The organism is Pseudomonas imperatae, from assembly GCF_057128625.1.
The window spans coordinates 92,075-118,112 of sequence record NZ_JBSKHP010000015.1; the positions used below are offsets into that span (position 1 = coordinate 92,075).

General features: G+C 57.7%; 18 protein-coding genes and 1 other RNA gene. 8 read left to right on the plus strand and 11 right to left on the minus strand.

All coding sequences use genetic code 11. From position 1 onward, the window contains the following. Position 1: 1 nt before the first annotated feature. The 8 genes from brxC to brxL all read left to right on the plus strand — a co-directional run bounded on the left by brxC (position 2) and on the right by brxL (position 13,709). Entirely contained in the window at positions 2-3,556 is a 3,555-nt protein-coding gene (brxC, locus tag ACWKWX_RS19595; RefSeq protein ID WP_483828634.1) for a BREX system P-loop protein BrxC, read from the plus strand. Between the two features lie 79 nt (positions 3,557-3,635). After that, complete coding sequence (pglX, locus tag ACWKWX_RS19600; protein ID WP_483828635.1) at positions 3,636-5,444, plus strand: BREX-1 system adenine-specific DNA-methyltransferase PglX; 1,809 nt, start codon at positions 3,636-3,638, stop codon at positions 5,442-5,444. Continuing rightward, positions 5,441-6,586, plus strand: coding sequence for an AAA family ATPase (locus ACWKWX_RS19605; RefSeq protein WP_483828636.1), 1,146 nt, complete (start codon positions 5,441-5,443; stop codon positions 6,584-6,586). The genes pglX (ACWKWX_RS19600) and ACWKWX_RS19605 overlap by 4 nt, the downstream gene beginning before the upstream one ends. After that, a complete protein-coding gene (locus ACWKWX_RS19610; protein ID WP_483828637.1) occupies positions 6,586-7,143 on the plus strand; it encodes a hypothetical protein in 558 nt (185 codons plus the stop codon). The genes ACWKWX_RS19605 and ACWKWX_RS19610 overlap by 1 nt, the downstream gene beginning before the upstream one ends. Further along, positions 7,140-7,316, plus strand: a complete 177-nt coding sequence (locus ACWKWX_RS19615; protein WP_483828638.1) for a hypothetical protein — start codon at positions 7,140-7,142, stop codon at positions 7,314-7,316. The genes ACWKWX_RS19610 and ACWKWX_RS19615 overlap by 4 nt, the downstream gene beginning before the upstream one ends. Next, entirely contained in the window at positions 7,313-9,079 is a 1,767-nt protein-coding gene (pglX, locus tag ACWKWX_RS19620; RefSeq protein ID WP_483828639.1) for a BREX-1 system adenine-specific DNA-methyltransferase PglX, read from the plus strand. Before ACWKWX_RS19615 ends, pglX (ACWKWX_RS19620) begins: the two co-directional genes overlap by 4 nt. Before the next feature lie 7 nt (positions 9,080-9,086). After that, the gene (gene pglZ, locus ACWKWX_RS19625) at positions 9,087-11,600 is read left to right on the plus strand and encodes a BREX-1 system phosphatase PglZ type A (RefSeq protein WP_483828640.1); all 2,514 of its coding nucleotides are present in this window, start codon (positions 9,087-9,089) and stop codon (positions 11,598-11,600) included. A 12-nt stretch (positions 11,601-11,612) separates the two neighbouring features. Continuing rightward, on the plus strand, positions 11,613-13,709 hold the full coding sequence (gene brxL / locus ACWKWX_RS19630) for a BREX system Lon protease-like protein BrxL (RefSeq protein WP_483828641.1): 2,097 nt from the start codon (positions 11,613-11,615) through the stop codon (positions 13,707-13,709). A gap of 75 nt (positions 13,710-13,784) precedes the next feature. On the opposite strand, the gene ACWKWX_RS19635 is transcribed toward brxL, so the two are convergent. The 11 genes from ACWKWX_RS19635 to ACWKWX_RS19685 form a co-directional block, all read right to left on the minus strand. Continuing rightward, positions 13,785-14,081 (minus strand): hypothetical protein, encoded by a 297-nt coding sequence (locus ACWKWX_RS19635; protein WP_483828642.1) that lies wholly within the window; start codon positions 14,079-14,081, stop codon positions 13,785-13,787. Further along, positions 14,078-15,058, minus strand: a complete 981-nt coding sequence (locus tag ACWKWX_RS19640; RefSeq protein WP_483828643.1) for an integrase domain-containing protein — start codon at positions 15,056-15,058, stop codon at positions 14,078-14,080. Before ACWKWX_RS19640 ends, ACWKWX_RS19635 begins: the two co-directional genes overlap by 4 nt. Next, the gene (locus ACWKWX_RS19645) at positions 15,036-15,395 is read right to left on the minus strand and encodes a hypothetical protein (RefSeq protein WP_483828644.1); all 360 of its coding nucleotides are present in this window, start codon (positions 15,393-15,395) and stop codon (positions 15,036-15,038) included. The genes ACWKWX_RS19640 and ACWKWX_RS19645 overlap by 23 nt, the downstream gene beginning before the upstream one ends. After that, positions 15,379-16,776, minus strand: a complete 1,398-nt coding sequence (locus ACWKWX_RS19650; RefSeq protein WP_483828645.1) for a YfjI family protein — start codon at positions 16,774-16,776, stop codon at positions 15,379-15,381. Before ACWKWX_RS19650 ends, ACWKWX_RS19645 begins: the two co-directional genes overlap by 17 nt. Positions 16,777-17,738: 962 nt before the next feature. Then, positions 17,739-18,995 (minus strand): integrase domain-containing protein, encoded by a 1,257-nt coding sequence (locus ACWKWX_RS19655; protein WP_483828646.1) that lies wholly within the window; start codon positions 18,993-18,995, stop codon positions 17,739-17,741. 188 nt (positions 18,996-19,183) lie between these two features. After that, positions 19,184-19,575: a transfer-messenger RNA gene (ssrA, locus tag ACWKWX_RS19660) on the minus strand. 94 nt (positions 19,576-19,669) lie between these two features. Continuing rightward, positions 19,670-19,951 carry a hypothetical protein gene (locus ACWKWX_RS19665; RefSeq protein ID WP_416422379.1) on the minus strand — a complete coding sequence of 94 codons (282 nt, stop codon included), beginning with the start codon at positions 19,949-19,951 and terminating at the stop codon, positions 19,670-19,672. Positions 19,952-20,238: 287 nt separating this feature from the next. After that, entirely contained in the window at positions 20,239-23,049 is a 2,811-nt protein-coding gene (locus ACWKWX_RS19670; RefSeq protein ID WP_483828647.1) for an FAD-binding and (Fe-S)-binding domain-containing protein, read from the minus strand. Next, positions 23,046-23,717 carry a LutC/YkgG family protein gene (locus ACWKWX_RS19675; protein WP_483828648.1) on the minus strand — a complete coding sequence of 224 codons (672 nt, stop codon included), beginning with the start codon at positions 23,715-23,717 and terminating at the stop codon, positions 23,046-23,048. The genes ACWKWX_RS19670 and ACWKWX_RS19675 overlap by 4 nt, the downstream gene beginning before the upstream one ends. Next, positions 23,714-25,162, minus strand: coding sequence for a LutB/LldF family L-lactate oxidation iron-sulfur protein (locus ACWKWX_RS19680; protein ID WP_483828649.1), 1,449 nt, complete (start codon positions 25,160-25,162; stop codon positions 23,714-23,716). Before ACWKWX_RS19680 ends, ACWKWX_RS19675 begins: the two co-directional genes overlap by 4 nt. Beyond that, a complete protein-coding gene (locus ACWKWX_RS19685) occupies positions 25,159-25,983 on the minus strand; it encodes a (Fe-S)-binding protein (RefSeq protein ID WP_483828650.1) in 825 nt (274 codons plus the stop codon). The genes ACWKWX_RS19680 and ACWKWX_RS19685 overlap by 4 nt, the downstream gene beginning before the upstream one ends. Between the last annotated feature and the right edge of the window lie 55 nt (positions 25,984-26,038).

The window sequence follows — 26,038 nt, forward strand, 5'->3', positions numbered from 1 at the left end:
GATGGAACTCAACGGCATTTTCCTGAACCCCGTCAGCCGTCCTATCGAAGGGGTGATCAAGGCAGATGATGATGCTAGCCTTTACAACGAGCTGAGTGAGTATGTGCTGACCGATGAGGTCGCTAAGCGTCTGGAGCATTTCCTTGATGCTTACACCGACTATCACGGCGCCAATGGTGTGTGGGTCTCTGGCTTCTTCGGGTCGGGTAAATCGCACTTGTTGAAGATGCTGGCGCTTCTGTTGGAAAACCGACGCATTGATGGCACCTCTGCCTTGGATATCTTCCTGCCCAAGATCCACGAGGACGATGAGCTACTGCGAAGCAAGCTCAAGAAGGCCGTTGCCATTTCGTCGAAGAGCATCTTGTTCAACATTGACCAGAAGGCCGACATTATCAGTAAGACACAAATCGACGCTTTGCTGTCGGTTTTCGTGAAGGTCTTCAACGAGATGTGCGGTTATTTCGGCAGACAAGGTTACATTGCCCAGTTTGAACGAGATCTCGACAGTCGCGAGCAGTTCGATGCTTTTAAGGATGCCTACCAGGTTATCGCCAAAAAAACCTGGGAGCGTGGACGTGAACAGTCCCTGCTGGAGTCCGGCAATATAGCAAAGGCTTATGCACAGATCACCGGCGAAGAGCCGACGCTGTCCAAGGGAATCCTCGACAAGTATCGCACCCAATACAGTGTCTCCATTGAGGACTTTGGCAACCAGGTCAAAGCCTGGTTAGATAAGCAGCCGGCCAATTATCGCCTGAATTTCTTTGTTGATGAGGTAGGTCAATACGTCGCCGAAAACACCAAGCTGATGACTAACCTACAAACAGTCGCCGAAAGCCTGGCGACTAAGTGCCAGGGCAGGGCTTGGATCATCGTCACCGCTCAGGAAGATATGAACTCCGTACTCGGTGACATGAGCAAGCAGCAGAGTAACGACTTCACCCGAATCCAGGCTCGCTTTTCCAACCGTCTCAAGCTCACCAGCGCTGACGTGGCCGAGGTGATCCAGAAGCGTCTGCTGACCAAGAACGATAGCGGTGCAGTCCTGCTGAAAACCGTCTACGATCAACAGTTCAACAACTTTAAGACCTTGTTCGAGTTCGCCGATGGGGGTCAGCATTACCAGAATTTCCGCGATCTGCAGCATTTCACCTACTGCTATCCCTTTGTGCCGTATCAGTTCCCGCTGTTCCAGTCAGCCATCCGAGGCATTTCTCTGCACAACGGTTTTGAAGGTAAAGCCAACTCGGTGGGTGAGCGCTCAATGCTCGGTGTCTTCCGCGAAGTTGCGATCGCCATTGATAACGAGCCGGTTGGGCAGCTGGCCACCTTTGATCGAATGTTTGAAGGCATTCGTGGTGCACTGAAAAGTGCGATTCAGAGTGCGATCAATACTGCTGAGCACCATCTAGGTGATGATTACGCTGTCCGTGTCCTCAAGGCTCTTTTCCTGGTTAAGTATGTCAAGGAGTTCAAGTCCACTCTGCGAAATCTAAGTGTTTTGATGCTAGAGCGTTTCGGCGAGGACGTGCCAGCCCAGCGCAAGAGACTGGAAGCTGCGCTCAGTCTGCTTGAGCAGCAGACTTACATCCAACGCAACGGCGATCTGTACGAGTACCTTACAGACGAAGAGAAGGACATTGAGGAAGAGATCAAGAGCACCGAGGTGGAGTCTGCGGATATCCTCAAGGAGCTAGAGGTTCTGCTGTTCGATGGCGCGATCAAGCAGCGCAAGATCCGCTACGAGAACGGCCAGGACTACTCCTACACCCGCAAGATGGATGATCGGGTGCTCAGTAGGGAGCATGAGCTCACCCTCCATGTTGTAACACCGCTCAGTGACAACTTCGATAATCTCACCGTGCAGCGCATGCAAAGCATGGGGCGTGATGAGTTGCGTGTCGTGTTGCCTGCCGATGCTCGTTTCATGCAAGACCTGACCATGTACAAGCGCACGGAGACGTACATTCGTCAGAACAGCAGCACTCAACAAGAGGCTGTCAAACGAATCCTTGACTCTAAGAGCTTCCAGAATACCGAGCGTCTTGCGGAAATCCAGGAGCGTGCCAAGCATCTGCTGGCAGGTGCCCAGCTGATCATCAATGCTGCCGATATCGAAGCCCCCAGCACCGATGGTCAGACACGAATTTTGAAAGGTTTTTACCAGCTCATCGAAAGCACATATCCGAACCTGCGAATGCTGCGGGATGTGCCGTTTAGCGAGGTTGATATTGGTAAGTACCTACGTCAGGACCAGGAAGGGCTGCTTGCCAACGATGCCACCAGCCTGAGCGAGCCCGAGCAGGAGCTGTTGGCCTTTATCCAGACTAATGCTCGAAGCGGTGTTCGCACTACTGTAAAAAGCCTGCTGGAGCGATTCGAACGTAAGAGTTACGGTTGGTATTACGCCGCAATTCTCTGCAACCTCGCCCTGCTTAGTGCGCGAGGAAAGGTTGAAGTTCGCCAAGACAGTAATCCACTGGAAGGTGATCTGCTCGAGCGCAGCTTACGTAATACTAATGCCCATGCCACTCTCGTGCTGGAACCACAGATCGAATTCAGCGCTTCCCAGGTGCGTGCGCTAAAGGATTTCTTTGCGGATTTCTTTGACCAACCGGCTAGCAGCAATGAGGCTCGCGCTCTGGCGCGTGAGACGGTAGACGCGATCAAGGAGCTGGAGATTGGTCTGGCCGAATTGCATGGCCAGAAGGTTCAGTATCCCTTCCTTGGCGTTTTGGACGGTGTGCTGGCGACTCTCAAGGAAATCGCGACCAAGAGTCCATCCTGGTTCCTGACGGATCTTTCACGCGCAGAAGATGCGCTGCTCGATGCCAAGGAGCAGATCATCGACCCTGTGCAGCGCTTTATGAAAAGCGCACAGAAAGAGATCTACGACCAGGCGCGTCTGCTGGTTCAGGAGCAGCAAGAGAATTTTTCCTATATTGGCTTGTCCGAAGTTGACGCAATTCGAGCTGTGCTCGCAGATGCTAAACCCTGGCAAGGCAATCGTCTTCAACAAGCCCGGCAGCAGTTGGAGGCACTTCAGCTAAATATTGCCAATCAACTGGCAAACGAACAAAAAGCCTGCGAGCTGTTGTTCGATGAGTTGGAGCAACGCCTTCAGGGCGATGAGGGTTACGCGGCTCTCGACGCGGGGCAGAAACAGCAGCTCTCGGCCCCCTTCGCGCAGGTTAAGGAACAGCTGAAAGGACAGAAGTTGATTGCGGTCATTCGTGACCAGCGCAATCGTTTTGAGGATGAACGATACCCTCAGCTGTTGTTGAAACTTGATCAGCTGGCGCGTCCGAAACCGGCCCCTCCTGAGCAGCCTACGCTATATGGCCGCCCCGAGAGCACCGAAGCGCCAGGCGCTGAGACGCCTAAACAGCCGGCGCTGGAAGTGGCGGAGCCGCGCATTGTGCAGTCCCGACACATCAAAGTTGGCTACGCAAAGCCCTGGTTGACCAGTGAAGCTGAGCTGGACGATTACCTGCAGAAGCAACGTGAAGCCTGGCTGAGAGAAATTCTGGCCGGCAACCGAGTGCAGATCTGACACGGAATAAACGCAACTGGCCCGCTCGGTGCGAGGCCAAGTCTACGGCCGTTCGATTAAGCGGCCTAGAGGAAATTTGATGGATACCAGTAAACTCAAGAAATTTGCGCAGTACGCCCGTCGCGTACTGCTGGATCAGGTGAGCGGCAAGTTGGATGTGGTACTGGCGCCGCAGAGTGCCGCTCGCCGTGAGCGTTCCCAGGTTGTGTCTGAGCTGGAAAAACTGATCAACAGTTCCGGTCGCGAGCATGTGGAGGAGCGAGTTGCCTACACCTGGTTCAACCGTTTCTGCGCTCTGCGCTTTATGGACGTCAACCGCTACACCCGCATCGGAGTTGTGTCGCCTGCTGAGGGACAGTTCCAGCCCGAGATTCTGGCTGAATCCAAGATGGGGCACATCGACGAAGCGATGGTGCCGAATCAGGTTCGTCAGAAGATTCTGGACCTTCTGGCAGGTCGATCACCAAGCAGCGACTCGCAGGGAGAAGCATATCGCCTGCTGGTAGTTGCTGCGTGCAACGCTTGGCATCAGTCGATGCCTTTTCTATTCGAACGCATCGACGACTTCACCGAGTTGCTGATGCCCGAAGATTTGCTTTCTGGCAATTCCATCCTGGCCTACACCCGTGAGGCTATGACGCCCGATGCCTGCAAGGATGTCGAGGTGATCGGCTGGCTCTACCAGTTCTACATCTCCGAGAAAAAAGACGCGGTGTTCGAGGGGTTGAGGAAGAGTCAGAAAATTACCCCAGAGAACATCCCGGCTGCCACTCAACTGTTTACTCCGCACTGGATTGTGCGCTACCTGGTGGACAACTCTCTGGGCCGTCTTTGGCTACTCAACCGGCCAAGCTCTCGGTTGACAGAGCATATGGAGTACTACATACCGCCAGAGAGACCAGAAACCGCTTTTCTCAAGATCAACGGCCCAGAGGACATTAAGGTCTGCGACCCCGCGTGTGGTTCCGGCCACATGCTCACCTACGCCTTTGACTTGCTTTATGCGATGTACGAAGAGGAGGGCTATGACCCGGCTGAGATCCCGGAAAAAATCCTCACTCACAACCTCTTCGGTATCGAGCTGGATGAGCGTGCGGGGGAGCTAGCAGCCTTTGCGCTCACTATGAAGGCACGTGCTCGCCAACGGCGCTTCTTCACTAAAAGTGTCGAGCCAAAAATCACCGTGTTGAATAAAGTGGTTTTCAGCAGCGAAGAGCTGGACGAGTACATGGCCTTTGTCGGCCGTGATTTGTTCAACTATGGCTTGCGAGAAACGTTGCAGCAGTTTAGCGAGGCCGACAATTTCGGATCGCTGATTGTGCCCAAGGTCGCCAACGTAGCCGATTTACTGGGTACGCTAGAAAGCAAGGACATGGGCAGTAACCTGTTCTTGGCCGAGACGCACAAAAAAGTGCTGAGTGTCCTGCGCATGGCTGACGCGTTGAGCCCGCGCTACGCAGTTGTTGTGGCCAACCCACCATATATGGGCGGCAAAGGCATGAATCCGCGCTTGAGCACTTGGGCTAAAGAAAATTTTCCAAGCAGCAAATCTGACCTGTTTGCAATGTTCATTGAGCGCAATCTGGATCTGGCGTTGAAACGTGGAGCTGTTGCTATGATCACCATGCAGAGTTGGATGTTCCTTTCCTCATTCGCGCCTTTGCGCAGCCGTATCCTTAATCAGCACACCATTCTCTCAATGGCGCACTTAGGAGCAAGGGCCTTCGATAGCATTGGCGGTGAGGTTGTGTCGACTACGGCCTTTGTGCTGGAAAACGCTCACAACCTCGATTACCGGGGGGCTTACATGCGCCTGGTGGATGGCAATTCGGAAGCGGAAAAGATGGAAATGATGGCCCAGGCCATCGTACAAGGCAGGATTGCATGATCACTAACCTGCAGCTGAAGAACTTCACTGCCTTCACCGATCTAACTATCGAATTTTCGCCGGGTATCAACATCGTGCTCGGTGAGAATGGTACGGGTAAAACTCAGCTGCTCAAGGCTATTCTGGCCTTGAGCGGGCGAGAAGTCCGTGGGGAGCATGCTGGTGAGCAGCTCGCGCACAAATTGTGCCGGCTCTACCACCCGTTCAGCAATCAACTTGGCGAGCTACGCCGTACGGGCACGCGTGGCGAGGCTTTGCTTAGAGCCTCTTTTGCAACAGACCACGAAATTACAATTTCAGCTAGGTTTAGCAGCAGTGCCGCGGTTGCTAAGGTTAGTACTGACATGAATGGCGAGGTTACTCCCGCCATCTTTATACCGACCAAGGAGGTACTGTCGCTGGTGCGGGGGCTGACGGCCGAAGCGCCTCACCTGCCCACAATCGAACGCGTGTTCGACGACGGCTATTTGGATCTCGCTAACCAGTTGGTGGAAGAGGGGCAAAATGACCTAAACGCCAAAGTTCAGTTTGACCCACGCTTTGCTACCATCGTGCCCCGCCTGACTAGTTTGATAGGTGGAAAATATCTTCTTGAAAACGGCTGCTTCATCTTCCAGTCTGGCCGCTTCGTAGAAAAGCACTCTTCTGTACGCGGCAAATCCAAGCATGCCCAAATGTACCAGGACAGCACTGAATGGAAATTTGTGGCCAGCAGCAAGAAGCGATTGTCCAGTGGCATGACGGCCGAGGGGTTCCGCAAAATTGGCGTACTACAGCGACTGCTCAGCAACGGTAGCCTCAACCCCGGCACTACTGGCCCGCTGTTGTGGGATGAGCCTGAGTCCAATCTCAACCCCAAGCTGATGAAGGATCTCGTATTGGCCCTGCTGGAGCTTGCCCGCAACGGCCAGCAAGTGATCCTCGCCACCCACGACTATGTCCTTCTGAAGTGGTTTGACCTGCTGATGGACAGGGGCAAGGGGGATCATGTGATCTTCCATCGCCTGTATCGCGAAGCTGGCAGTGACGACATTCAGCGGGAAAGCCAGGGGGACTACAACATTGTCGGCCGTAGTGCTATCAGCAACACTTTCGCTGAGCTCTACGATGAAGATGTCAAGCGCGCATTGGGGAGCGATTGATGCCGGCATATCGTGCTGAAGATACGGCTGAGCTGCTGTTCAACTTTCCCGATGGAGTGAGCTGGAGCGAGCTCGACAAGCAAGGCCTAAAGCTGCCCGTACGGATGAAGTTCGTCGATCTAGTGATCGAGCGCGATCAGGACATCCTGCTGGTCGAGATTAAGGATCCATCGCATTCACGAAGCCAGGACAGGGAACGCAATGCATATTTGAAACGCTTGACTGACAATTCAGTCCTGACACAGGAGCTAACACCCAAGGCGCGTGACTCCTACCTCTACCTTCACTTGATGCAGCGGGACAGCAAACCCTTCAAATACATCGTGCTGCTTGGTCTGGATGCATTTGACTCAGATCGCCAGAAGGCGCTCATGTTCGGCTTTAAGGATCGTCTGCTGGCAGATATCCGTAACGAATCCTTCGAGGCTTGGAAACGCAAGCACATTGCAGACTGTTTGGTGCTTTCGGTTGATTCATGGAATCAGCAGTTTCCGGAGTGGCCATTGCGTCGTGAGGCACCTGTAGCTCCGGTTGTTCCAGAGGGGGCTATTCAGTGACCACTCTCCAAGATATCGGCCTGGCCTATCGCGTGATTGGCGAGATTGACATGCGGGCGCTACGCCAGTTCCAGGGCAACTATCGCACACCGGTCGGCCTGTTCAAAGCGGTGCCGGATGGGCTTGAAATTGATTTTGGCCGCAAGGTATTGCCGGCGGGAGATAAAGAATGAGTGATAATCGGGGCAATACCCGTGATCAGAAACTTGATCAATATTTTTTTCGGGCTTCTTCTGTTGACTTTAAAGCCATACCTGATACCCCGATTGCTTATTGGCTGACACATCCGTTCGTCTCGAGTTTTGAAATCTTTCCAAAGTTGGGCGACATACTTTCATCTAGAGAAGGTCTCACTACTGGCAGCAATGCAACATTTCTACGTCTGTGGTTTGAGGTTTCTGCATCCAAAACATCTTTGCCTGGCAACGTAAGAAAGAACGTCAAATGGCAAGCTTACCTTAAGGGCGGAGAATATCGGCGCTGGGCCGGCAACAATGAATATCTAGTCGACTGGGAAAACGACGGGGAGGGGATCCTCAATTTCATCGATCAGAAAACAGGCAGGGTAAGATCCCATAACTACAATGGGGAATGGGCATTTAGGCCTGGGATAACTTGGTCTAGCGTTTCCGGTGAAGGATTTTCAGTTAGAAATGTTGCTGGCGGCTACATGTTTGATACCACCGGTTCAATGGGCTTCGTTGATCCAGACTCTGACCGGCTCGGAGTTGTTGCGTATTTGAATAGCGTTGTTGCATCGGAGTACATGAAAGTACTTTCTCCAGCCATTCGTTTTCAGCCTGGGCACGCTCTCAACTTACCATATAGCAATGTGCCTACCTCAGTTTCGAGTAATATCTCATCGAGAAATATATCTATCTCGCAGTGTGATTGGGATTCCTATGAAACTTCTTGGGACTTCACCAGCCTCCCGCTGTTGCACTCCGACCACCGCCAGCCCACTCTCAAAGCTAGCTACCAGAGGCTTCGTACCCACTGGCGCGAGATTACGCTGGATATGCAGCGCTTGGAGGAAGAGAACAACCGAATCTTTATCGACGCATATGGTCTGCAGGATGAGCTTGATAAGGAGGTTGACCTAAGTAAGATCACGCTCACCTGCAACCCGCACTACCGCTACGGCAGCGAAAAAAGCGAGGAAGAGTTGGAGGCCATGCTGCTGGCCGACACTATGCGAGAGCTGGTGAGCTATGCAGTGGGTTGCATGTTCGGTCGCTACAGCCCGGACAAACCGGGCCTAATTTTGGCAAACCAGGGCGAGACGCTGGCGGATTATCTCGCCCAGGTGCCGCAGCCCAGCTTCTCGGCGGATGACGATAACGTGATCCCGCTACTTGATGGCGACTGGTTCCCCGACGACATCGCCCTGCGCTTCCGCCAGTTTCTGCGTGTGGCCTTTGGAGATGAGCATTATGAAGACAACCTGACCTTTATCGAGCAGGCACTCAACGTTAAAGGCAAACGGACCTACAGCCTGCGCGACTTCTTTCTGGGGGAGTTCTACGCAGACCATGTGAAGCGCTACAAGAAACGTCCCATCTATTGGTTGTTCAGCAGCCCCAAGGGCACCTTCAGCGCACTGGTGTACCTGCACCGTTACCGCCCAGATACGGTCAGTGTGGTACTTAGTTACCTGCGCGACTTCCGCAAGAAGCTCGCTTCGCGTCTTGACTATTTGCAGCAGGTGGCCATCAGTGCTTCTGCTAGCCCGAGCGAGAAGACCAAGGCCATCAAGGAAGTCGAACTCCTCAAGAAGCAGTTGCTGGAGCTGGACGACTACGAGCGTGACACTCTCTACCCACTGGCGACCGAGCAGCGTAAGTTGGATCTAGACGATGGCGTCAAGATCAACTACCTCAAGCTGGGAGCAGCACTTAAGAAGATCGTCGGATTAGATGCCAAGGGTGAGGATTGATTCGTTCATGAATAATGCCAAGATTACCCAGGCGCTGACTAGCCTGTTTGAGAAGCAGCGTATTGTCTTCTGGTATGACAATCGTCAGGAGTTTCGTGCGGATTTTGAATCTCTAGTGCTGCCGGGTGTCGAAAAAATCGAGCTGATCAATAACGAGTTCGGTGTTAAGTACCGCATTCTGCGCGAGCAGCCCGAGCAGAATTTTCTGCTGTATCGCGAGGGCGCAGAGCCGGCCTATCTGGATAATTGGTTGCTCGATGTGCAATTGGGCAGCGGCAATATCTTCCGCACGGATCAGCTTGCCCTCTGGCTGGCCGAGCTGGAGTTGGGGCCTGACTGCTATCCAGTATTGGAAGAGCACGTTGCCTTCTTCGCTGCGGCCAAGCGGCGTGAGCAATTGCATAAGCTGCTGCAACCGGGCGATTCGCAGAGCATGCTGCGTTTCAAAATGCTCGCTGTCTGTGCTGGCTCGAAGGGTGAGCCGAGACTGGATGTGATTGTTGAGCAGCTGTTGGCTGAGCTCGCGAGTGCTGAAAGTACGTGCATCAAGCTCATTGAAACAAGCGGTCTGGGTAGCTTCCTCTGGGAGCAGATGAAGCGCGCTTACGGCTACGTGTCGAAGCAGCCGGGGCTGCATGATTTCGTGATTGAGCTGTTCAAGGCCTGCTTCATGATGGGCACTGATCCTGAGTACAAGTCGCGCTTGTCTGCTGAGTCGCTGGTTTTTCTCCGGCGCTGGAAGGACAGTCGTTCGCATCAAGGCAGTTTCGAGCTCCTGTCGGCACAGTGTGCGGAGGTGCTTCAGATTGGTGAGAAGCTGCATAAGCTCGATTACCGGAACCTCCTGGATCTCGACTACTTCGAGTTGATAGACCGCAAGATCCTTAGTGAACTGGTTCATGCGACCGTAGCCCGGACGGCGACAGCTGCCGATGTGGAGCATTCTGTTCGTCAGCGACGACAGAGCCATTGGTTCAGCTATTTCGAGGATGTCTATCTGGCGCTGGATCATGCTGCCCAGTTCCTACAGACGCGGGATGCAGCAAAGCTGGAAATGATCTCCCTGGCCGATGGCGTGGAGAAGTATACGAAGAGCTGGTACCGGCTGGATCAGCTGTATCGCAAATTCGTCCATCACGCACGCAAGTCTGGCCAGGCCTCCTTGCTGGAGGCGCTCAGCGCCCAGATCGAAAACCAGTACACCAACAACTATCTGGCGCCTCTCAATGATCGTTGGCAAAAACTTGTGGACACTACTCCGAGCTGGACGGCAGCTCCGATCATGCTGCAACGGAATTTTTTCAGCCGCTGCGTAAGGCCCTTCCTGGAGCGCAAGACCAAGGTCTGCGTGCTGATCTCGGATGCTTTCCGGTATGAGGTGGGTGAAGAGCTGCATAGCCTTATCCGCCGTGAAGACCGCTTTGAGGCAGAATTGGAGCCGGCGCTTTCCATGTTGCCGAGCTACACCCAACTGGGTATGGCTGCACTGCTACCTAACCAGGCACTTCAGTTAGCTGAAAATGATAGTGGTGATGCGTTGGTGGATGGTCAAAGCGCACAGGGCTCGGCAAATCGGGGCAAGATACTTGCTGCTGCGGTGCCGAGTTCTGCTGTTGTATTGGCCAAGGACCTACTGGCGATGAACCAGGCAGATTCGCGGGCACTGCTGCGGGATCACGATGTGGTTTACGTTTACCACAACCTGATCGACAAAACAGGCGATACCCGAGATACCGAGGAGCGGGTATTTGCTGCGGCGGAAGAGACACTGTCCGAGCTTGTCCGCCTGGTGAAGAAACTGACCAACGCCAATGCCAGCAACCTATTGGTTACTGCAGATCATGGCTTTCTCTATCAGCACCGACCGTTGGATGAGAGCGACTTTCTCAGCAACGTGCCGGACGGTGATGAGGTGCTCTATCGTGATCGGCGTTTTGTACTGGGGCGCGGTCTGCGTAGTCAAGCTGGTTTCCGGACTTTCACTCCTGAACAGCTGGGACTTCAAGGATCGTTGGATGTACAGATCCCTAAGTCGATCAATCGCTTGCGTCTCAAAGGCTCTGGCAGCCGTTTCGTGCATGGCGGGGCCACGCTGCAAGAGGTGGTGATCCCAGTTGTGCGCATCAACAAAAAGCGCCAAAGCGATGTCGGAAGTGTGGACGTCGAGTTCATCGGAGGTGGAGGTAGGAGCATCACGACTGGCCAGTTGGCTGTTGTGCTGTATCAATCCGAGGCGGTCACCGAGAAGAAGCAAGCTCGCCGCTTGCGTGCAGGCTTGTTCACCCTCGGCGGTGAGTTGATCTCCGACTCTCATGAATTGATGTTCGATTTCGCGTCCGAAAACCCGCGCGACCGCGAGCTGTCGGTTCGCTTCATCCTGAGCCGGAAAGCTGATGAGGCAAACAACCAGCAGGTTGAGTTACGGCTTGAAGAACAGGTGGAAGGGACCTCGCATTTCACCCAGTACAAGGCCATTCGGTATACGATTCGTCGCTCGTTCACCAGTGAATTCGACTTTTAAGCGGGAGCCGTCATGAGTCAGCTCGACGACAAGATCAACCATCATTTCGCGGGCCTCGTAGTTCGCAAGGATTTGGTCAAAGCTGTTAAGGGCAACGCCATCGTGCCGTCCTACGTGCTGGAGTACCTGTTAGGCCAGTACTGCGCGACGAATGATGAGTCGACGATTCAAACAGGTATCGAGACGGTCAAAGAAATCCTGCGCAAGCACTATGTGCATCGCAATGAAGCGGGGTTGGTGCGTTCGATCATCAAGGAAAAAGGCCGCCACAAAGTCATTGACCGGATCAGTGTTTCTCTCAACGACAAGGACGATGTATACGAGGCTGAGTTTGCCAACCTTGGAATAAAAAAGGTGCTGATCGACTCCAGCACGGTGAAGGCTCATCAGAAGCTTTTGGTCGGAGGCGTGTGGTGTATCGCTGATCTGGAGTACGAGTACACTGAGGATAAGTCGGCCTCGCCCTGGGTTTTAGCCTCGCTCAAGCCGATTCAGATCTCCCGGTTCGATTTTGAGGGTTACCTAGACGCCCGTAAGCAGTTCACCACCGATGAGTGGATCGACCTGCTGATCCAGAGCGTCGGCTTCAACCCGCAGATGTTCGGCAAGCGCAATAAGCTCCTGCAACTGATCCGTCTGATTCCGTTTTGCGAGCGGAACTACAACCTGATTGAGTTGGGGCCGAAGGGCACTGGCAAGTCGCATGTGTTCTCGGAGTTCTCGCCTCACGGCATTCTGATCTCAGGTGGCGAGGTAACGGTGCCCAAGCTGTTCGTCCACAATGGCACTGGCAAGTTAGGTCTGGTGGGTTACTGGGATGTGGTGGCCTTCGACGAATTCGCCGGCAAACAGAAGCGTGTGGACAAGGCGCTGGTCGACATCATGAAGAACTACATGGCCAACAAGTCATTCTCACGGGGGGTTGAAACCCTTGGCGCCGAGGCCAGCATGGTGTTTGTCGGCAACACCGACCACACAGTGCCATACATGCTCAAGCATACCGACCTTTTCGACCCGCTGCCGGAGAAGTTCCACGACTCAGCTTTCCTCGACCGCTTGCACAGCTACATACCTGGATGGGAAGTGGATGTGATCCGTGGAGAAATGTTTTCCACGGGCTACGGCTTCGTAGTGGACTACCTGGCCGAGATTCTACGCTCACTGCGTAGCCATGATTTCTCAGATCGCTACAAAGGTCTGTTCACGTTGTCAGATGACATCTCCACACGTGATCGTGATGGTATCAACAAGACCTTCTCCGGCTTGATGAAAATCCTCTTTCCTCATGGTGAGGCGACTGAGTTTGAGGTCGAAGATGTGTTGCGCTGCGCTATCGAGGGGCGCAAACGGGTCAAAGACCAGTTGCTGCGCATCGACACAACCTACCCGGCTGTGCGTTTTACCTATATAGGAACAGATGGCGTAGAGAGGCTGATCTCCACCCTGGAGGAGAGCGAGTACCCGAACCAGTACCACCGACTAGTGGCGAGTGAAGTTTCGGAGTTAGATCTATTCGATTTGGCTAACGCTGCTTCCAAGGATACTGATAGCGATGCAGTCTCTGTTCAGCCTGTTCAATCTACTGTCTCGGTGAGTAAAGAGCCTGAGCTAAAACCTCAGCATCTTGTAGTCCAGGAGAACCAGCGCGGCGTCACCTTCGATAAGCTTTTTGGGCCCTACTTAAAAGGGGCCAAGCGGATCATCGTTATAGATCCGTACCTGCGAATGTTCCATCAATTGCGTAACCTCATGGAGCTAATGGAGACGATCAGTAAGCAGCTTGCTTCCGGTGAGGAGGTGGCCGTACATGTGGTCACCGTTGAGGATGAATTCAACGGTGATCGCCAGACCGAAAGCCTGCAGAAAATTGTGGAAGCTTGTGCCGGGGTGGGCATTCAGCTCACTTGGGTGTACGACACGACAGGGACTAAACACGATCGTGACATAACTACTGATAGGGGCTGGAAAATCGTTCTCGGGCGGGGATTGGACATCTTCCAGCGTTTCGAGCTGAACGACGCGTTTAGCTTTGCGAATCGCCTACAGCAACATCGCCAATGCAAGGAGTTCAGCGCAACGTTCATCAAGGTCGAGGAAGCCGGGGAGTGAAGCGGCTGTGAAGTAATTCTCGACTCTAGGTCTGCAGAATCTTTACAAACTGTTCGTATGCTAAGGCGCCGCATCTTAATACTGTCGACTGACGGCTTTCGCTTTGAGCATCCAGACGGCGCCCATTCGTTTGAGGATCAATGAGGCTGTGAGGCAATAGTAGTAGCGGCTAGCATTCGAATGGTTTTTTAGGTACTCGGTGAAAAACCAGCGTACATGCTTGTGCCGCCAGGTCCAGGGGTTGTCTCGTTGCCATCGCTGTTGGATGGCCGCTTGCATGCATCGGGCTTGCCGTAGGTGGCGTTGCTGTGTGGCCTTCGAGCCACTCAGTACGCCGCTCAGGTACAGCGCCATATCGAAGGGCTTGGTCACGTTCGATCTCCAATGTAGGTTGTGACCACATCGATCCGGTTATGTCCGAGCTCAATGCTGATCTGCTGGCGGGCCTGTTGATCAATGTCGCGATCAATGCAATAGCAATGACCACCATTGACTGGTGCGGCGTGGCCCGTGAGTTGCTCATAACGCTCGCAGGCGTAAGCCGCGCGAAGTTCATGGAAACCTTTCAGCCCTTGATCATGTATAAGTTCGCGGGCAGGAAGCACTGATTGTTGAAGGAATACGGCGTAACTTTCGTCTGGGGCCAGCAGATTACGGCTGCCCCGAGGTGACGCGTTTCTTGCGAAAAGGAGTGCTTCATTCACCAGACTGTTGGCAGTAATCCACCGAGGCGCCGACGCCCCAGATCGGCCGCCTTTAGTTCCGTCTTGGATGTTGATACGGCCAAGCTGCTCAGCTTCTCGCTGCAGGCGTGGCAGGTCAGCCAGAGTCGCCTCCCGCAGGCGCATTCCAGTAGTCCGCGCCAACATGACGATTGCGGCCACCCGGTCGTATTGTTGTTCCACCAGCGACCACGCTACTCGCTGCACGTCCTGATAATCTTGGCCGTCCGGTGCACGGGGGCGTACGTTGGAGCGGTGCTGTCCCAGCGCCTGGCTCGGGCTGATGACTCTCACGTCCTGATCACCGCGCAGCGCGGCGAGGGTTCGGTTAACGCTACTCAGACGGTTTTGCGCGGTGGCGATACACAGTTCGCCTTGTTGGATCTGATGGCGCAGGTATGCGGCGTAGTCCTCCAGCGTCTGTCGATCAATCTGGCGTGCATCGTTGTAACCGGGGCCGTCCTGCGATCGGCACCAGCGCACGAAGGCTTGCCAGCGATCGCTGTGTGCTTTGACGGTGGCAAAGTGGCCGCCGGCAAACAGATCTTCCAGTGCCTGCCGACCGGCGTAGCTCAGTTGGCGACCGTAGCCAAAGTTGCGACCGTCACGCCGACCGACCAGCCCCATTGTCTTCACCTTGATCGTTGGTTTGTAGGAGCAGCAGCAGGGCTTTCCAGTGGAGGCCGATGGTGTCCAACTGTCCCCAGTGTGCTGGTCGGATGAAGAGGGCATTTTCGCTGCGTTGCAGCAAAGCCCCTTCTTCTTGCAACTGCTCGATAAGCCGAGCGAGGTCGATTAACTCAGATGTTGGAGCGGCGACAGCGGCGACACTGGCGACAACCCCCGCCGCATCTGGATTGGCACGTGGCGACAGAGTGGTGGCAGTGGCGGCGACACACCGTAACTCGGTCGGCGAATGATGTTGCGCTCGATAGCGGCGCACGGCGTCATTGAGTCGGAACATGGCGCACCTCGAATATGTCCCCGTCATTGTCCAGCCAGTTATGGGCAACCAGTTGCAGCAATAACTCGAAGGTGTGCCGCGTGCTTTTACGGGCAAAGCGGGGGCCGTTGCGCGTAAGGTCGCGTAGGCGAAACGGTGGCCAGTTCTTCTTTATCAACCAGCGCAGCAGGCAATCAGCCTCTGCGCGAAGCTTATTCAGTGGTTCCTGTTCAGTCAGTCGTTGGTTCTCAGCCAAGTAGTAATCCATCAGCGTAGAGGCGCGCTGAATGTGCATGTCTTCCAATACAGTCGATTCCTCAACCACCGCCATCACGCCAGCCATGCGTAGTACGTTCGCGGCGGCTTTGCTCGCAGCAGCTTGGACGTTGACCAGCTCGCCGAATTCTCCGGACTCGCATTCAATGGTGTCGTGAATGGCAATCCAGGCCTCACGAGCGCGGGGGGACAACTCAAGAACCTCGGGGTTGAGGCCACCGTCTTTATGGCGTGACCAAGGCTTCTGCATCAGCGCGGCAATGCGCTGATGGTAAAGGTGCACCTTCGGATCTCGGGTCAGGTTGATAGCTTTGTACAGCCGTTGTCCGACCAGACGCTCGGGCCAACTGATCAGGCAGCGCCCTAGGATGCCCTGGTCTTTTATATCGACGTCCTGGAGCAAGCGGTCGGCAAGGCGTGGTTGCAGCATCAAGTGCATGCTGAGGCGGCGATCATAGGCACGCAGACTTTCCCCAGCCATCGCGCGCGACCGATCAATCGGGCTGCCGTCCCACAGCGTCGACAAGTGAGTGATCGCCTTGATCATGTTGTCCTTGCTCATGGTGCTGCCGCCCAAAAACTGCCCGCCCTCATCGCTGAACAGCCCCATGCTGGGCAAGCCGTGGCACAGGCTTTTGACCAGGCCCTCAATGGTCGGCTCAGCACTGAGGAGTCTCGGTTGGACGGGTTCGGGTTGGGCGTCCAGCGCTAGCTGTGCTGACTTTTTCGAGGTCGGTGACTTCGCGGTGAGGCTCATTGCTGCTCGGTGCGCCTTGAGCTGTTCGCCATAGGCGATCCATTGCTGTCTTTCCCAGTCGCGTACGGCCTGCAGTGCAATATGGTCCACCGCGCTTTTGCGATCACCCGAGCAAGCCACCGTCAGCAAGTACAGCGACAACGGATAGATTCGTCCGTCGAGGTGAACATTGGCGTGCGCCTGGCTCGCCAAAGCTGCCGTGGCCAGAACGGATTGCGCGGCCATGGCGCAGGGTACGGCGATTACATCGGCCATGCGTTCCACGGCAGGCCCCAATAGATCGCCCAGCGCCTCGACCGGGTAGGGTAGGGGCTTAATCTGCTGTTCCAACAAGGGGCGTGGCGGCCCTTGTACTTCGCGCAGTTGCATAGCCGTCCTCCATAAATTACCAAAACTCCCTCACGTCATCCCGCCAAGAATGTTGAGTGTTATCAGGGATCAAGGCCCCTGCGACCTGTGAGGGTGTCCACTGACGCGGGACTGGCGGCTCCTTACGACCAGGAGCAAGGCCATCTCATGATCTGGCCTCCTGAGCACCGTTACCGGTGGGCGGGTGGAGGCTGCATTGGCTGACGAGACCAGTGCCGCGAGATCCTGAGCCAGGTGCAAGCAGCACTGCGATGACCGGGGCATGCCTGACTGCCAGTCAGGTGCAGTCCATTCCCTGGTCTGCGGCACCATCATCTACAGCGCTGTTGCTGGTGACATCTGCGTTTGTCACGCCGATTGTCACGAGGGGGATTGCCGCAAAGCCCTGTGCGATCAGGGCTGCCGCAGTGGTAGGAGCGCCCGTCTCTTTTCAGGAAAAAGAGACGGGCGAACGGTTGGCGCAAAACGTTGGCCGAGCAGGTTCGTTGCTGCAGGGGCAAAGGGTTAGCGGGCAGCCGCACTAGGCGGATTGTTTAGAGGGCGTCCATCATTCTGGCGAATGACCGTGCGAGCCTCCGGGCGCGAATCGCACTTTGGGATGAACCACCGGGTTAGCGGCATGACCTTGAAGGCTCTGGTCATCTGGGGTGCTGCCTAAGGCAGCGCTTTGAATCTTCGTTCTATCGGTCACCGTGGCACGGGTCAATTGGTGAAGGGCACATGGAAATGCGCCAGACTCCACCTCTGGTGTGCTTTGGAAGTCGGTGGGTGTCAGTGGCAAAGTGGCCGTTTGTCGCTTTTCTAGTGTTAGCCCGTGAGCATGGGGATGCGAAGCCTCCCCATGCTCACGGGCTCAGCCGGAGAAACCAAATCGAGGCGAGTTGGCGACTGTCGCCATCCGCTCAGACGGCAAGGATGTAGATGGCACGCGGTCTGTCGCCAGTGTCGCCGTTGTCGCCGCCCTATCGGATGGGTACTACCTTCCGATCCCTGGCCACACTCATCGCGCTGGCCGAGAGATTGCCCGTCGACGCCTTCAGAATGTACTCGCTCCACCAAGCCATCATCGGCCGCCGTCGCTCGATGTAGTCGGCTCGGTTGTAGGCACTGCGCACCTCATCCTTGTCGACGTGCGCCAGCGCCACTTCGATGAGCTCCGGGTCCCACCCATATTCATTCAATATGGTGCTGGCCATCGAGCGCATGCCGTGGCTGACCAAGCGGTCCTGGAAGCCCATGCGTTTCAACGCCATGTTGGCGGTCTGGCTATTGGCATGAGTACGAGGGTCTCGGTCTGCCGGGAAGACGTATTCCCGGTGACCACTGTGCGACTTCAGTATCTCCAGCAATGACATGGCTTGATCGCTCAACGGGATGCTGTGCGGTCGGCGCTTCTTCATCCGCTCCGGCGGGATGGTCCAGACACGCCTTTCAAAATCGATGTCTGCCCAACGAGTAGTCGCCGCCTCGGCTGGGCGAGTCATGGTGTGCAACTGCCATTCGATCAAGCAGCGGGTGGTGCGTTTGATGCTGGCGTTCGCAATTTCCAGCATGAGCTCAGGGAGCTCCTCGGGTGGAAGTGCCGCCATGTTTTCTTTCTTCGGTTTCTTGAACACCGCCCGAATCCCGCTGAGCGGGTTCGCGAAGATCATTCCCGAATTGACCCCGTAGGTCATGATCTCGTTGAGGCGCTGGCTAAGCCGCTTCACCGTTTCCAAGCTGCCTTTGGCTTCGATAGGGCGAAGGATCTTGATCACCATCGGTGCACTGACTTCCGAGATTGGAGTCGATTTCATGCTCGGAAAAACGTGCAGCGTGAGTGAGCGCCAGATGTCCTCAGCATAGGCCGGCGTGACCGAGTCCTTTTTCAGCTCGAACCAGGCGCTAGCTACTTTCTCGAACGTATGTTCTGTCTCGGCTAGTTTGGCCTGCGCGAGATCATTGCGCTGAGCTTTGGGGTCGATCCCCTGAGCAAGTACTTCCCTAGCTTCAACCGCTTTTCGCCGAGCTTGCGCCAGAGAGACCTCGGGATAGGAGCCGAGCGCCATGTTGATTCGATTCTTGGTGACTGGATGCCTGTAGTTGAAATTCCACTGCATCGAGCGGTTGACCCGGACTCGGAGCTGGAGCCCGTCGCCATCCGTGAGGACGTAGTCCTTGTCTTTGGGCTTGACCGTCTTGAGCTGGCGGTCGGAGAGGCGAGCTGTTTGAGCGCACATGGGAGAAGCTCCATGACACCTTTTGGTATTCCCAAGATTAGCCCCAGGTAGGCTGGAATACCACCGGGAATACCGGGGTGGCTGGAACTCAAAAAACCGTTGTGGCCCTCAAAAGAGCGGTAAACCCTTCATTTCACTGACTTCCAGGCACAAAAAAAGACGTCCGTGGACGTCTTTGATTGATCATTTGGTGGAGCCGGGGGGATTTGAACCCCCGTCCGCCAGTACTCTGCTGTCGGTTCTACATGCTTAGCCGTGTCTACTAAGTTAACCCTCGGCCGCCCGACGGGCAGGGTGCTTCAGGCGAGTTGTGTAAGTTTTAGGCGCTTCGTCCACAACGTACTAGGCGACGATTCTGTTCTATATGACAATCGCTTCGAGTTTACAGACATCCTCTAACGATTGCTGGAGCCGAAGCTACCAGAAGGGAAAGCTAACACCGCTTACGCGGCGAGAGCGAATTCCCCGTAATTGTCATCATTGGCAATTATAAAGTTTGCAACAGTGGATTTACGAGTTCTGTTACCCACTCGGCATGCACCTAGAGTTTCGTTACCGGCGTCGAATCCTAATCGGCCCCGCTTTCTGCTCTTGCCTGTCCGCGCTAGCGGGCAGGACGCTCAGTGTACGGCAAAACGTGGCGGGAGTCGACCGTCTGTCACGTCTGGACGGCTTTACTGCGATTTGCCGTCGGTGTTGGTGGCTTTGTCGATGTCGCCCAGCACGCGGGTGGACAGGGCGATGCAGGTTTTCTTGTCGCCGCTGGCCTGGGCGGCCTGGGCTTTCTGGATGTCTTCCTTGTTGGTTTCCATGATTTGCGCGGAGGCGCTGCCGGCGGTTTTGTCGGCGTCGTCGATTTTCTGCAGGTTGGCGGCGCAGAGGTCGTCGGCGGCGAAGGCGTGGGAGGTCATCAGGGCGGCGGCCATGCACAGGCCGGTCAGGGTAAGGCGTTTCATGGTAAGTCTCCTCGACGTGGAAGACTCGGCAGCGCCGACCGGGAAAGGCTCAGGCACCGAGCGCGATTGAGCCTTTTTAGCAGGCCTTGATAGATGGACTTTGGGGGGTGCAAGGGGTTCGAAATATTTGCGCGGCGATAGTGTGAAAAAGCTATTTCAATTGCAACAGAATACTTCTGTAGCCGCTGCGGTAGGCGGCGCTGGGTATGAAGCCTGAAGATTTTCAGTGAGTCATAGGGCCAGCGCAGCCTGGCGGCAGCGGCTACGGGGGCGGCGTGGTTCAGGCCTCAGAGTGCCCGCGGGCGGGTGACGCGGTCTACCAGGTAGACCAGGCTGTGGTAGTCGATGCCGCTGTGGCTGCTCAGGCCTATTTCGCAGGTGCGGCTGGTGGAGATGCCTTCTTCGCAGTATTGGACGGCATCCTTTAGCGTGCGCAGGGCGTGGTCGTTGAGTTCGGGGGTGGTGAAGCCTTTGTCGCCGGCGAAGCCGCAGCAGTGGATGCCTTCGGGGATGACGACCTTTGTGCTGCAGCGCCGCGCCAGGTCGATGAGGGCCTGGCTTTCGCCCAGGTGCTGGGTGCTGCAGGTGACGTGCACGGCGATGGGCGTGTCTTGCGGGGTGAACACCAGTTTGTCCAGCAGGTGGGTGCGGATGAAGCGCACTGGGTCGTAGAGGTCCAGGCGAGTGTCGGCAAGGTCTTGCACCAGGCGCAGGGTGCAGGGGCTGGTGTCGCAGTAGATGGGGTCGAGGCCGCCGCGGCTGGCGGTGAGCAGGGCGGCGATGAGTTCCTGGCGTTTGTGTTCGGCTTGCTCGGGGTAGCCTTTGGAGGCGAAGGGCTGGCCGCAGCAGAGGCTGTCCTGGTTGGCGGGGAATATGACCTGGTAGCCGGCTTTTGCCAGCAGGCCGCGGGTTTTGTCGAGCAGGGACATCTGTTCGCGGTCGCTGGCGGCCGGGCCCATGACGCGGGACACGCAGGCGGCCAGGTACACCACGCGGGGGCGGGCGTCGGTGACCGGCGGGGTGATGCGAATGGCGTTTTCCGGTTGCGGCATGGCGGCGGTCCACCGCGGCACGCGGCCTTTGGAGGCGCGTGTGAGGCTGGCGGACAGGCTGGCCAGGCGCGGCGCGCCCAGCAGCAGGCGTGCGCCGTTGGCCACGTGCAGGGTGAAGCGCGCGCCCTTGAGTGCGGTGCTGAAGTGTTCGCCCAGCCAGGTGGCGGCCTTGAGGTTGTGGGCGTTGCGGGCGCGCAGTTTTTTCACCAGTTCGCCGGTGTTGATGCCCACCGGGCAGCGCTGGGCGCACAGGCCGGTGGCGGCGCAGGTTTCGATGCCCTGGTATTGGAAGTCCTGCTCCAGGGCGCTGGTGTCGAGGCCTGCGCGTTTTTTTGCCTGGATGTCGCGCCACATCACGATGCGCTGCCGGGGGCTGAGGGTCAGGCCTTTGGACGGGCACACCGGTTCGCAGAAGCCGCACTCGATGCACTTGTCGACGATGTCATCGGCGGCGGGCAGTGGCTTCAGATTTTTCAGATGGATCTGTGGGTCTTCGCTGAGCACCACGTCAGGGTTGAGGATGCCAGCGGGGTCGAGCAGGCGCTTGAGCTGCCACATCAGCTGGTAGGCGTCGTGGCCCCATTCCAGTTCGACGAAGGGCGCCATGTTGCGGCCGGTGCCGTGCTCGGCTTTCAGCGAGCCGCCAAATTCCACCGCCACCAGTTGCGCCACGTCGTCCATGAAGGCCTGGTAGCGCGCCACTTCCGCGGGGTTGTTGAAGCCCTGGGTGAAGACGAAGTGCAGGTTGCCCTCCAGGGCGTGGCCGAACAGGATGGCTTCGTCGTAGCGGTGTTTGTCGAACAGCGCGATGAGGCGGTTGACGCCGATGGCCAGTTGTTCGACCGGGAAGGTCACGTCTTCGATGATCACCGTGGTGCCGGTCTGGCGCACGGCGCCCACGGCCGGGAAGGTGTCTTTGCGGATGGCCCACAGGCGGGCGTTTTCCACCGGGTCTTCGCTGAAGTCGACCTGGCGTTCCACCGGGAACGGCGCCAGGGCGGCCATGATCAGCGCGAGTTGTTGGTGCAGCAGGGCCTGGCTGGCGGCGCGGCTTTCGATCAGCAGGGCGCAGGCGCCGTCGGACAATTCGCGGACGAACGCGGGCATGCCCTTCATGTTCTGCACCGAGCGCAGGCTGCGGCGGTCCAGCAGTTCCACGGCGGCCACCGGTTGGGTCTTGAGCACGGTGACGGCGTTGCAGCAGGTTTCCACGCTGGGGAAGACGATCAGCGCCGAGGCCTTGAAGGGGTGGTCGATGACGGTGTCGTAGGTGACGGCGCTGATGAAGCCCAGGGTGCCTTCGGAGCCGACCAGCAGGTGGCTGAGGATGTCCAGCGGGTCGTCGTAGTCCACCAGGGCGTTGAGCGACAGGCCGGTGGTGTTTTTCAGACGGTATTTGTGGCGGATTCGTGCGGCCAGTTCGGCGTTGGCGCGGGTCTCGCGGCCCAGTTCCGCCAGGCGCTCGAGCAGGGTGCCGTGGCTGTGGCGGAAGGCGGCGACGCTGGCCGGGTCTTCGCTGTCCAGGCGCGTGCCGTCGGCCAGCACCAGGCGGATGCCGGCCAGGGTGTGGTAGGTGTTTTGCGCGGTGCCGCAGCACATGCCGCTGGCGTTATTGGCGACGATGCCGCCGATTTTGCAGGCGTTGATGGAAGCCGGGTCGGGGCCGATCTTGCGCCCGAACGGTGCCAGCCAGGCGTTGGCCTGGGCGCCGATGACGCCGGGCTGCAGGCGGATCTGCGTGCCCTGGCCACGAATTTCGCGGCCGTTCCAGTTGTCGCCCAGCACCAGCAGCACCGAGTCGCTGATGGCCTGGCCGGACAGGCTGGTGCCGGCGGCGCGGAAGGTGACGGGCACCTGGTCGCGGTGCGCCAGCTTGAGCAACGCTACCACTTCGTCTTCGGACTCGACGCGAATCACTAGCTTGGGAATCAGCCGGTAGAAGCTGGCGTCGGTGCCGAAGGCCAGGGTGGAGGTGGGGTCGTCGAAACGGCGTGCGGCCGGAATCAGTTGGCAGGCGTCACGCAGGAAGGCAGCGGGCAGGCTCATTGGTCCTCCAGAATCAGTACCACCAGGTCCTTGGGCCCGTGGGCGCCATAGGCCAGCACCTGTTCGATGTCGGCAGTCTTCGATGGCCCGGAGATTAGCAGTGCGTTGGTGGGCATGCCGGCGGCCAAGTTGAACTGGCGTTGCACGCTGTAGAGGTTGTCGTGGATCTGGCTGGCCTTCAGCAGGGCGAAATGCACCGGCGGCACCAGGCTCATCAGCCGCGGTTCTTCGCGGGTTGGCCACAGGATCAGGCTGCCGGTGGCGGCGATGGCGCCCAGGGTGCTGGTGAGGCCGGCGCTGGTGTCGTTGAACAGCTCGGCTTTCCACTCTTCCACGGGGCGGTCGTAGGCTTTCAGGGTCGGCAGGCCAGGCTCGCTTTGCCAATGGGCGCTGATGCGCTGGCCGTGGGGCGTGCCGGGGGCGATCAGCAGGTTGGGCAACTGGCGGTCGCGCAGCAGCTGCGCCAGCAACGCCGGCCAGGTGGCGTCGGTGGTCAGGTGGATTTCGGTGTGCACGGCTTCCATCAGCTTGCACAGCTGGGCCAGGCGCTCGCCTTGTGGATAAGTCCACGGCAGGGTGACCAGGGCTTCGTCGAAGTTATCCACAATGGGCGTGGTGCCGGTCAGGCTTTGCCGCAGTTTCCCCAGAATGTTCTGCTTGGCGCTCATTTGTTGTCTCCCAGGTGGTTGCGAGCCAGGTCGTGCAGTGAGCGCGCGGCGGGTTGCGGGGCGCTGTGGTTTTGCGTCCAGGGGCCGACGTTGCTCGGCGCCAGGCGGCGCAGGCGCGTGGCGCAGAAGCTGAACGCGCGGTACAGCAGCGGCGAGCGGTTGAGCGTGGCCCAGGCGTTCCAGATGAAGCGTTCCTTGCGCGAATACTTGCTGCCCTGGCCGCGCATCACTGGGTTTGGACTGTCCGGCGCCTTGACGTTTTCTTCGCGCAGGCGCCGCAGGATAGCCGGGATGGGGATTTTCACCGGGCATACTTCACCGCAGGCGCCGCACAGCGACGAGGCGCTGGGGTGGTCCGGCACCTTGGCCAGGCCCACCAGGTGCGGGGTGATGATTTTGCCGATGGGGCCGGGGTACACCTCGCCGTAGGTGTGGCCGCCGACGCGGGTGTACACCGGGCAGTGGTTCATGCAGGCGCCGCAGCGGATGCAGTTGAGGGTCTGGCGCAGTTCGCTGTCGGCGAAGGCCTGGCTGCGGCCGTTGTCCAGCAGCACCAGGTGCACTTCCTGGGGGCCGTCGAGCTCGTCAGGCTTTCGCGGGCCGCTGATCATGTTGACGTAGGTGGTGATGGGAATGCCCAGCGCCGAGCGAGTCAGCAGCGACAGCAGGGGCACGGTGTCACGCAGGTTTTCCACCACCTTCTCGATGCCGGTGACGGCGATGTGCACCGGCGGCACGCTGGTGGTCATGCGGCCGTTGCCTTCGTTTTCCACCAGCAGCAGGGTGCCGGTCTCGGCCACGGCGAAGTTGACGCCGGACACGCCGATGTCGGCCTCGGAGAATTTCTGCCGCAGCACGCGGCGGCCGATCTGGATCAGCTGGTCGACATCCTTGGTGTATTCCACGCCGAGTTTGTCGTGGAACAGCGACGCCACCTGGCCGGCGTTCTTGTGGATGGCCGGCATGATGATGTGGGAAGGCTTCTCGTGGTCCAGCTGGACAATGTACTCGCCCATGTCGGACTCCAGGCATTCGATGCCGCGGGCCTCCAGGGCGTGGTTCATTTCCATCTCTTCGCTGACCATGGACTTGCCCTTGATCACCTGGCGCGCGCCGTGGGCGTCGATGATGCCCTGGACGATGGCATTGGCCTGGTCCACGGTCTCGGCCCAGTGCACCTTGACGCCGTTGCGGGTGAGGTTGCGCTCCAGGGTTTCCAGCAGGTCGGGCAGCTTGGACAGGGCGCGGGCGCGAATGGCGTTGCCCAGGGCGCGCAGTTGCTCGCGCTCGTCGGGGTCGGCGAAGGCCACGGCGCGCTTGGTCATCAGCGAATCCATGGCGGTGCGGAAGTTGTTGCGCAGCTGCGTGTCGCCCAGCGCCTGGTGGGCACGGCTGCGGAAATCGTCTTCAATTTCGACGGCGGGAATGCGTGCCTGGCTGGTCATTGGCCACCCCCGCTGCGCTGCCACAGGAAGGTGGCCAGGTGTTGGCCGCGCAGGGCTTCGCGTTGTTTTTCCAGGGCGCCGTTGATGTTCATCAGGCAGCCGCAGTCGGCGCTGAGCACCTGGTGGGCGCCGGATGCCTTCAGGTTGCGGGTCTTGTCGGCCACCATGGCGCCGGAAATGTCCGGCATGCGCACGCTGAAGGTCCCACCGAAGCCGCAGCATTCGCTTTCATGGCTGTGCTCCACGCGCTCGACGTTGCCGAGCTGCGCCAGCAGGGCGCGGCCGTGCAGGTGGGTGTTCATTTCGCGGCGGGCGGAGCAGGAGGTGTGCAGCGCCACTTTCACCGGTTGGCCGCGGTCCTTGAGCTGCACCTTGCACACGTGCAGCAGGAATTCGGCCAGCTCATAGGTGCGTTCGGCCAGGGCCTGCACCTGCTCGAACATCTCAGGCTCGTCCTTGAACAGGTCGGCGTAGTGCTGGCGCAGCATGCCGGCGCAGGAGCCCGAGGGCACCACCACCGGTTGGTCGTTGGCGAACAGTTTGAGCTGTGCGCGCGCCACTTCGCGGGCCTGGTCGGTGTAGCCGCTGGTGTAGGCCGGCTGGCCGCAGCAGGTCTGGCCCTGGGGGAAATCGACGCGGATGCCTTCGCGTTCCAGCAGGCGGATCGCGTCCATGCCGGCCTCGGGGTAGAACAGGTCGACCACGCAGGTGCCGAACAGGTACACCCGCGCAGGCTTCGCCGCAGGGTAGCGGCGCGGCTGGGGAATGGGGGGCGCAACGCGGGTGGCGTTGGGCATGGCGTTGTGGAAAAGCTCGCTCATCAGGCGTTGTCTCCGGGTTGGCCCGGTTAGCCGGCCGCGAGGGCCGGGGTTATCA

Excerpts from the sequence above, each read along its gene's own strand:
- brxC (WP_483828634.1), top strand. The coding sequence starts at position 2 with ATGGAACTCAACGGCATTTTCCTGAACCCCGTCAGCCGTCCTATCGAA.
- pglX (WP_483828635.1), top strand. The coding sequence starts at position 3,636 with ATGGATACCAGTAAACTCAAGAAATTTGCGCAGTACGCCCGTCGCGTA.
- ACWKWX_RS19605 (WP_483828636.1), top strand. The coding sequence starts at position 5,441 with ATGATCACTAACCTGCAGCTGAAGAACTTCACTGCCTTCACCGATCTA.
- ACWKWX_RS19610 (WP_483828637.1), top strand. The coding sequence starts at position 6,586 with ATGCCGGCATATCGTGCTGAAGATACGGCTGAGCTGCTGTTCAACTTT.
- pglX (WP_483828639.1), top strand. The coding sequence starts at position 7,313 with ATGAGTGATAATCGGGGCAATACCCGTGATCAGAAACTTGATCAATAT.
- pglZ (WP_483828640.1), top strand. The coding sequence starts at position 9,087 with ATGAATAATGCCAAGATTACCCAGGCGCTGACTAGCCTGTTTGAGAAG.
- brxL (WP_483828641.1), top strand. The coding sequence starts at position 11,613 with ATGAGTCAGCTCGACGACAAGATCAACCATCATTTCGCGGGCCTCGTA.
- ACWKWX_RS19640 (WP_483828643.1), bottom strand. The coding sequence starts at position 15,058 with ATGGGGCTGGTCGGTCGGCGTGACGGTCGCAACTTTGGCTACGGTCGC.
- ACWKWX_RS19645 (WP_483828644.1), bottom strand. The coding sequence starts at position 15,395 with ATGTTCCGACTCAATGACGCCGTGCGCCGCTATCGAGCGCAACATCAT.
- ACWKWX_RS19650 (WP_483828645.1), bottom strand. The coding sequence starts at position 16,776 with ATGCAACTGCGCGAAGTACAAGGGCCGCCACGCCCCTTGTTGGAACAG.
- ACWKWX_RS19655 (WP_483828646.1), bottom strand. The coding sequence starts at position 18,995 with ATGTGCGCTCAAACAGCTCGCCTCTCCGACCGCCAGCTCAAGACGGTC.
- ACWKWX_RS19665 (WP_416422379.1), bottom strand. The coding sequence starts at position 19,951 with ATGAAACGCCTTACCCTGACCGGCCTGTGCATGGCCGCCGCCCTGATG.
- ACWKWX_RS19670 (WP_483828647.1), bottom strand. The coding sequence starts at position 23,049 with ATGAGCCTGCCCGCTGCCTTCCTGCGTGACGCCTGCCAACTGATTCCG.
- ACWKWX_RS19675 (WP_483828648.1), bottom strand. The coding sequence starts at position 23,717 with ATGAGCGCCAAGCAGAACATTCTGGGGAAACTGCGGCAAAGCCTGACC.
- ACWKWX_RS19680 (WP_483828649.1), bottom strand. The coding sequence starts at position 25,162 with ATGACCAGCCAGGCACGCATTCCCGCCGTCGAAATTGAAGACGATTTC.
- ACWKWX_RS19685 (WP_483828650.1), bottom strand. The coding sequence starts at position 25,983 with ATGAGCGAGCTTTTCCACAACGCCATGCCCAACGCCACCCGCGTTGCG.